This window comes from Veillonella sp. ZSJB6 (genome assembly GCF_051549505.1).
Taxonomy (GTDB): Bacteria; Bacillota; Negativicutes; order Veillonellales; family Veillonellaceae; genus Veillonella.
In genome coordinates this window covers 1-234 of the sequence record NZ_JBPUGE010000197.1, presented here as the reverse complement: position 1 = coordinate 234, position 234 = coordinate 1, and the positions used below count along the sequence as shown (strand labels likewise).

General features: G+C 33.8%; 1 pseudogene. It reads left to right on the top strand.

The features are described 5' to 3' along the window. Positions 1-174, top strand: a pseudogene (locus tag ACSV5T_RS10405) (AEC family transporter); the annotation flags it as partial. Positions 175-234: the final 60 nt, after the last annotated feature.

The following is a 234-nucleotide window of genomic DNA, read 5'->3' as shown; positions in this document are numbered from 1 at the left end:
ACGATTGTCATCACCTATAAAGTACCAACAGCCAACAATATGGCCCTTATTACTATCGAGATGAAAAACAATCCAGAATACGCTACGCAAATTATAATGGGTACAACCATACTATCAGCAGTAACTATGCCACTATTTATTACGATAGCCTATTACCTTTTCCCTTTATATTAATACTAGTATACCTATACAAAAAGGAGCCGTATAAACGTCTCCTTTTCTTATATTTTAACT